This window comes from Kitasatospora sp. NPDC002551, assembly GCF_040296005.1.
Classification (GTDB): Bacteria; Actinomycetota; Actinomycetes; order Streptomycetales; family Streptomycetaceae; genus Kitasatospora.
On record NZ_JBEOWI010000118.1, the window covers coordinates 1 to 7206 of the forward strand.

The window sequence follows — 7206 nt, forward strand, 5'->3', positions numbered from 1 at the left end:
CCTCACCGAACTTCTTGTCCACCCGGGCGGACGTCCGGTCCTTGGCGGCGGTGAGCTGGCCCTTGACCTGTTCGGCGCGGGCCTTCGCGGTCGCTGTGCCGCGCTTGGCCGCGGCGACTCCTCGCGGGATGCCGACCGGTGCGCCGACGGTGGCTAGGGCGGTGAACTTGGTGGCCTTCCACCCGTACTTGCCGGCCGCGGCCGCCACCTTGCCGGTGGCCATGGTGGCCCGGCCGCCCCTGGTCTGGGACAGCTTGTTCGCGGCGGCCGTGGCCAGACGCTTCTTCAAAGTCTGCTTCGCCACGTTCTGGGCTGCGATCTTCGCCGCCGTCGCGGTGCCGCCGGTGCCGACCGCGGTCGCCACGTTGGTGGCCAGTCTCGCGGCCGCGCGCACGCGCCCGCCCTTCTTCCCGGCCTGCGGCGGACCGGTCCAGAGCTGCTTGGCGGTACGGCCAACCTTGCTGAGGGGCGTGGTGACCTTCCGCGCTTCACCACGGGCCTCACCCCACACCTGCTTCAGGCCGGGGGCGGTCTCGGCGTACCGGCCCGGAGTGTTGAAGACGCTCTGCCGCGAGCCACCGATCCTCGCGTTGGCCAGACGGCGGTTGAGGTTGACGGAGATCTGCCGGGCGGTCTCCTTGATCTTCTTGTGCCCGGCCAGGCCGGCGATCGCGGTGATGTCGATCGCGATGAACTTGACCGCCAGGATGCTGCCGGTGTCGGCGCGGACCAGCGCGATGATGATCAGGATGAAGATCGCCAAGAAGAGGATCGACAGGACCACGGCCAACACGGCCTTGGTGATCGCGGACACCCAGCGCCACAGGACGGCGCGCCCGCCGCCGGGCAGGATGCCGGCGCACAGCGCCCAGTGGCCGCGGATGCCCTCGAATGCGATCCAACCCTGCGCGGTCAGGAAGCCGCCGGTGACCAGGACCACCAGGACCGAGACGATGATCGCGGCCAGGGCGACGAACGCGGCCGAGAACGTGAGGTCGGCGGAGGCCTTCTTCGCCTGGATCTTGGTGTTCTGGCCCTGGCACGCCTTGGTGAACTGGTCGCCGGCGTTGAGGAGCTGGTCGCTGTAGGACGCGCCGCCGGGGTTCGCCCGGGTGGCCTCCCAGAAGTTGAGGCCCTTCTGTGACCAGTTGTACTGAACGAGCTTGGCCTGGGCGAACGCCTCGGCGCACTTCCCGTCGAAGACCTGCCCGTAGAGCATCAGCTGGGTCGGCTTGACGATGAAGGCGTCGACCAACGCGTCGGTGATCGGCTTGCTGACGGTGGCGGTCTGGGCCTGAGTGCGGCTGGGGTCCTCGGACAGCACGAGGCTGGAGATCTGCAGGGACAGGTCCTTCGACTTGCCCAGCAGGCCCTCCTGGGACAGCAGCATCGTCGACCCGCCGGGGCTGGGCTGGTCCTGGGTCCCGAGGAGGACCTGGGCCGGCGAGAGCAGCACCGTGGTGGCGATCGCGGCCACGACCAGGGAGACGCCAGCCTCGGCGAAGCCCCGCGACTTCTGCTTGAACATGATGTGCCAGCCCGCGTAGACGCCCGCGAACGTGAGGAACAGCCCCGGCAGGCCCAACCTGTTGATGACCTGGTCGCGGATCGTCGTGGCGATGTGGTCGACCGGCCCGACGAGGATCTTGGCCAGGCCGAAGTCGAGCGCCCACTTGATCAGCCAGCAGGCGAACCCGATGAACCACTTGGCGATGCCGAAGAACAACTGGGCCAGGATGTTCCAGATCTTCAGGTCGATGTCGGTCCAGCCGCCGGTGTCCGCGCTGACGGTGTAGGCGGAGATCGGTACGCCGTACTGGTCCTTGACGTTGAAGGGCTGCAGGAGTCCGTCCGAGGCGTCCGCCGGCGACTTGCTCAGGTCGTCGACGGGCTTGCCGTCCGGCGGTGCCGGGGACAGGCCCGGCCGCGGCTCGGTGATCGGGTTCGTCGGCGTCGGCTTGGGCGCCGGTGTCGGTTTGGGCGACGGGGTGGAGCCCGGGGCGGAGGGGGCCGGACCCGGCGACGGCGTCGGGACCGGGTCGGCCCATGCCAGGGCGGCGAACAGCGCGAGGAAGACGGCGAGCGGAATCGCGAGGAGCCAGACCCGGCGGCGGCCGGTCTGCGGGCGGCGCACGGTTGCGCGGCGGCCCTTCATGCCAGGCTCTTCTCAAGCACCGGGACCGCGTCCAGCTCGTCGACGTCGGAGTCCTTGCCGCCAGGGGTGGTGTGGATCGCGTCGGCCGCGCGCTCATCCGCCGGGATGAGCACCTTCATGCCGCCGATCCGCTTGCGCAGGTCGCGGTACAGGCACTCGCCGGCCCGCAGCAGCCGCTCGGTGTCGGAGACGTTGATCGGGCTCAGGTTCTCCGTGATGACCTTGAGCATCTGCGGGTCGGCCGGGTCCAGGTCCAGGAACTCCAGGCACCGGCTGGCCAGGGTCTTGCCGCGGTGGCGGAAGACGAAGATGTGGGACAGCAGCGACCTGATCTTGTCGCCGATCTCGTTCCGCGGCCCGATGTCGTACGGGTCGTGGCTGCCGGCGAAGACACCCGCGAAGTGCTTGCGGCCGTCCGCGATGATCTCCAGGAGCAGGTTGGAGCCCTCCGCGCTCGAGGTCAGCCACCAGCACTCGTCCAGGAAGACACCCGTGAATTCGGCCGGGTTGGAGAAAGCGATCTCCCTGCACAGCGCCGTGATCAGGTACATCAGGCGCCAGCCGAAGAGCTTTTCGATCTCCAGGCTGCCGAGGCGGTGCTCGGCCAGCTCCTCCTTCGTCGGCAGGCCGATGCGGTCGACCGCGAACACGATGCTGTCGGCGTTGGTGATCTGGACGACCGGCAGCGTCGGGTCGAAGATGACCTTGCCCAGGTCCTTCTTGGCCAGGGCGCGGAGGGTGCGCACCAGCTCCGAGGCGGAGGCGCGCACCGCAGCGTCGTTGGGCTCGTCCGGGTCCGCGGTCTTGGCCCGGCGGGCGAGCGTGTCGACCAGGGCGCTCATGCTCGGGTTCGGCGCAAGACGGGTCGCCTCGATGGCCTCGGCCAGCGTGACGCCCTCGACGCTCATGGAGCCGATGCCCAGCAGCGGGGTCAGGAAGGACTCGCAGTACCGCGCTGCCCGCGGCCCGCGGAAGACCCGCAGGGGGTCGAGGGATATGCCGGCCGTCTCGTCGACCCGGATGATCTGTGTGGTGCCCGGGCACGCGGCGGCGAAGCGGCTCCACTCCTGCTGCGGGGTCCGGTCGATGACCAGCGCCCGGCCCCGGCTGCCGGCGGTGCCCTCACGGTGGCCGGTGGCCAGGATCGAGTGCATCGCCGTCTTCATGGCGACGCTCTTGCCGGAGCCGAGCTCGCCGACGAACGCCGCCGAGGCGCTCGCGTTCACCTTCGGGCCGTGGCTGAAGTCCACCAGGACCGGGCGCACGCCGCCGCCGTTGAGCTGCAGGCCGTACAGGCTGCCGGTGTCATCGCCGAGTGCGGCGCCGCAGAACGGGAGGGCCATCGCGAAGTCACGGGCGAGGAGGTACTGGGTGTAGTCCATGACGGGCTTGGGCGTGGGGACGCCGGGGAGCATCGCGTGGAAGAGCGCGGCCTGGTCGCCGACGGGCCGCACAAGCGTGTAGTCGTTGCCACCGAAGTGGGCGGCCAGGCTGCTCGCCTTCTCGTTGGCCTCGTCCGCGTCGGCGCCCCACACGCACGTCATGACGGTCGCCCGGATCTCGACCTCTGTCGAGGAGGAGGTCAGGCGGTCGCGGTACTCGTCCAGCTGGAACGACGCCTTGTCCAGGGAGGCCGGGACGCCCGCGGTCTCGCCCTCGTACTCGCCTCGCTGATGGGCGAGCTCGCGCTGCTGCCGGCGCGACCGCGGCTCCGCCTTGGAGCCGGCCTCAATGTGCAGACGGACCGCCCAGTCCACGGGGAACCCGAAGTCGTCGAGCGCACTGAGGTATTCGCTGCCGGGGAAGACGAAGCTCTCGGGCATCTCGGACAGGACACAGAACGCCTGGTAGGAGTCACCGTGCTCGGTCGACGACTTCAGGTAGCGGCGACGGAAGGGGTTGACCGGCGCCTTGGATCCGCTGTCGCTACGGGCTCCCTCGTCCAAGATCACCTGGGTGTGCGCGGTGACCGTGTGCCCGCGGCCGCGCAGGGAGCGGGCGGCGCCCTCCTCGGGCAGGAGCGGCTCGCTGACGCCGCGGCGGGCGCTGTGTCCGTATATCCAGAGGATCTCGGCCTCGGTGGCCGGCCTCATCTTGATCCCGGTCGGCCAGGAGGCGGCCATCCGCCGGGCATCGGCGAATCGTTTCTCCTCCTCGGCGATGCTCACCGGCGGTACCGGCAGGCCGAGCGTGGAGAGCAGCTCGCCCTGGGCGGAGGCGAACACGGCCTTCGCCGACTCCTTGAAGTCGGCGGTCGGCAGCGGAACCGCGATGAAGTCCACCCGGCCCGTCAGCTCCCAGTCCTCGAGCTGGTCGAGGACCTTCAGGGACAGGTCGATGTACTCGGGCGACTTGTCGAGGTCGACCCCGGAGGTCATACGCGTGACCACCGACGCCGCGTCCACCTGCGGGCACAGCGACAGCAGCAGGACCTCGCCGCGCAGCGACTTGAAGAGTGCTTCGAGCGCGTCCAGCCGCTCCCGCTTCGTGGCCCGTGAGGCGTGGGTGTAGTTCTCGGAGTCCACCTTCCACACGCCCCACACGGCGGCGTTCTTGGTCCAGAGGAGGTGGCCGCTGATGTGCCGGACGGGGAGGCGCATGAGATTCCTGCTTTCGGTGCGAAGTACGAGGGGTGCCGCGCCGGTCGGCTCCGGAGGCCGGGCCGGCGCGGCGAGTGGAGAGGAGGTCAGGTAGCCGGGGGGAGGACGACCGGCGGCTCGTAGGGAGCGGTGATCCGGTTCAGGGCGGCGCGGACGCGCGCGGCGTTGCTGGTGATCCAGGAGGCGAAGAGCTCCTCGCTCACCTGGCCGCGGCAGGCCCGGGCCTCCTGCGCGGGGCTGCCGGCCCGCGCGGCGGCCGCTTCGAGGTGCCACATCGCGGCGACCAGATCGGTGATCAGCGGCGTCTCGATGTGGGCGATCTTGCGCGCGTGGTCGCAGGCGACGGTCGGGGCAGTGGTGTTCATGCGGGTAAGTCCTTCGGTGGTAGGAGTCATCGCTCGTCGAGTGAGGCGAGAAGGGCCTGCAGGCCGGACTTGGCCGGCTGGCGGGTCCGGGCCGCCGACGAGGCTGCGGCCGGAACGGGCTGTGCAGCGGGGGCCGGGCGGGGAGCCGGCCGGGTCGCCGGCTTCCGGGCCGCGGGGACGGCCGCCGGGACCGGCTTGGCCTGAGCGGCCCGAGGGGCGGTGCGCAGGTGGACGGTGCAGGTGGCGCCGGCCAGCCGCGGCCGGCTCCGGTGCTGGGGCGAGCCCGCCAGCCGGCCGTCGGCCGGGGTCGACGCGTAGACCAGGAGGCTGCGCAGTGCCCGGGCGGGATCGCGTCCGTCCAGGCGGGCGTAGCGCAGGACCCAGGCCGTGCCCCAGGGCAGGATGACCATCGCCAGGACGTTCATGACGCCGAAGTGAGCCCACAGCTGCCTGGTGATGATCAGGAGCAGGAAGGTGGCGACCATCGTCACGATCTGCGTGATCGTGTAGGGGCCGCCGGGGAGCCGTCCGGCGCCCGGGAGCTTCCCGATCACCAGCGGGTGCTTGCGCGCCCGGGTGTAGGAGTGCCCGATCAGCTGCTCCTCGTCGGCGCTCACAGCACGGGCCTGTCACCGACGGCCGGCTTGGTCACCGGCGGGACCACGAGGTGGATGGCCTTGGCGCCGCCGGTGTCGTTGATCTCGGAGCCGACCTTGCCCTGGAGGCTGGGCATGTTGGCGATGCCCCACAGGACGAGGGCGCCGAGCAGGAACGCGACGGCGGTGGCCACCCAGGACTTGGTGCGCCAGTAGGCGCCGATGATGGCGACGACGACCAGGACGCCGGCGACCAGCTTGACCAGGGTGCCTATCTGGTTGGTCTTGGTCGTGGCCCAGGTGAGGATGTCGCCGGCCAGCAGGACGGTGTTCGGGTCGGTGGTGGTGTGCATCGTTCTTCTCTCTGGATCACAGGGTTAGGAGCTCGACGGCGACGGCGACGGCGAGGAGCTGGCCCCCGTGTCGTCCGTGCCGCCGGAGTTGGGGGAGGGGGAGACCAGCTCCGGTGCGCCTCCGCGCTGGAGCACCGGGGCAGCCCCGAGGGAGGCGACCTCCCAGCGGCCGCCGCGCGAGCGCAACGTCACCGCATAGGTCAGCGGGTACGTCGCGCCCGAGGCGTCCTTGGCGTTGACCGTGGCCAGGGCCTGACGGACGGCGCCGTCGGTGGGGACCGTCGTGCTGCTGGCGTTGCCGGAGTCGTCGGCGACGCCGGTGATCTCGACGCCGGCGTACGGTGCCGGAGCGATGGCCCGCAGGGTGACGCCGGGGGAGGTGTACCGGTCGAGCTCGCCCTTGCCGGCGAGGTATGCGCCGAGGAACCCGGCGATCGTCTGCGTCGCGGGGTCGGCCGGGTTGCTGCCGCGGTCGGTTCCGTAGCCGAGCCCGCTGGGCTTCAGTGAGCTCGGTGCGGCGACCTGGGCCGGCAGGGCCGTGGCCGCGTAGCCCGCCGCCGCGTCGTCGGACTTCTTGCTCCCGCCCGCGGACAGGGGACCCAGCACCTGGACAGGGACCTGGTAGTACTGCAGGCCTGCGTCGCTCCAGGCGCCCTTGGCGTCCTTCTGCGCCACGCGGGCTGCGACGGTCACCGTCCAGTAGCCCGGCTGTACCTCGCGGCTGGCCACCGCGACGGTGCGCGTGGTGCTGCGCGTCCCCGGCTGGTTGGTCAGCGTGATCGACCCGGCGAAGTAGGGGCTGAGCGAGTTCTCGGTGCCCTGCCCGGCCTCGATGTAGGCCGCCACGTACAGCTGCGCGAACCCGCTGGGCCCGGTGTCGGCGACCGACTGCGCGGCCGGCGCCGCGGCGGGCGCGCTCTGAGCCGGAGCGGAGGTGCCCAGCAGCGACGCGACTCCCAGCAGCGGGCCGGCAGCAATCAGGACCCAGGCCCCGATGCGGGCGAGCCGAGCGGCGCCGGACAGGCCGGCGGTGCTGGTCTGCCAGCCGGTCTCGTCCTCGCTGTCGACGACGTCCGGCTCCGGCTCCGCCGCGGGGTCGTGGTGCCATGCGTCGTCCTCGGCCGCCGCCCGGCGGGG

The 7206-nt window shown here is 71.2% G+C and carries 6 protein-coding genes; all 6 read right to left on the reverse strand.

Annotated features, from left to right (window positions below; all coding sequences use genetic code 11):
* Positions 1-2155: hypothetical protein (locus ABT093_RS40030; protein WP_350572435.1), on the reverse strand; the 2155-nt coding region annotated here is incomplete at its 3' end.
* The gene (locus ABT093_RS40035; RefSeq protein ID WP_350572436.1) at positions 2152-4755 is read right to left on the reverse strand and encodes an ATP-binding protein; all 2604 of its coding nucleotides are present in this window, start codon (positions 4753-4755) and stop codon (positions 2152-2154) included. The genes ABT093_RS40035 and ABT093_RS40030, both read right to left, overlap by 4 nt.
* A gap of 86 nt (positions 4756-4841) precedes the next feature.
* Positions 4842-5120 carry a hypothetical protein gene (locus ABT093_RS40040; protein ID WP_350572437.1) on the reverse strand — a complete coding sequence of 93 codons (279 nt, stop codon included), beginning with the start codon at positions 5118-5120 and terminating at the stop codon, positions 4842-4844.
* 26 nt (positions 5121-5146) lie between these two features.
* Positions 5147-5737, reverse strand: coding sequence for a hypothetical protein (locus ABT093_RS40045; protein ID WP_350572438.1), 591 nt, complete (start codon positions 5735-5737; stop codon positions 5147-5149).
* Positions 5734-6069, reverse strand: coding sequence for a hypothetical protein (locus ABT093_RS40050; RefSeq protein ID WP_350572439.1), 336 nt, complete (start codon positions 6067-6069; stop codon positions 5734-5736). The genes ABT093_RS40045 and ABT093_RS40050 overlap by 4 nt, the downstream gene beginning before the upstream one ends.
* Positions 6070-6093: 24 nt before the next feature.
* Positions 6094-7206, reverse strand: a 1113-nt coding sequence (locus ABT093_RS40055) for a conjugal transfer protein (protein WP_350572440.1), incomplete at its 5' end; no start/stop codon positions are given.

Coding starts and splice junctions, on each gene's coding strand:
- ABT093_RS40035 (WP_350572436.1), bottom strand. CDS start 4,755: ATGCGCCTCCCCGTCCGGCACATCAGCGGCCACCTCCTCTGGACCAAG.
- ABT093_RS40040 (WP_350572437.1), bottom strand. CDS start 5,120: ATGAACACCACTGCCCCGACCGTCGCCTGCGACCACGCGCGCAAGATC.
- ABT093_RS40050 (WP_350572439.1), bottom strand. CDS start 6,069: ATGCACACCACCACCGACCCGAACACCGTCCTGCTGGCCGGCGACATC.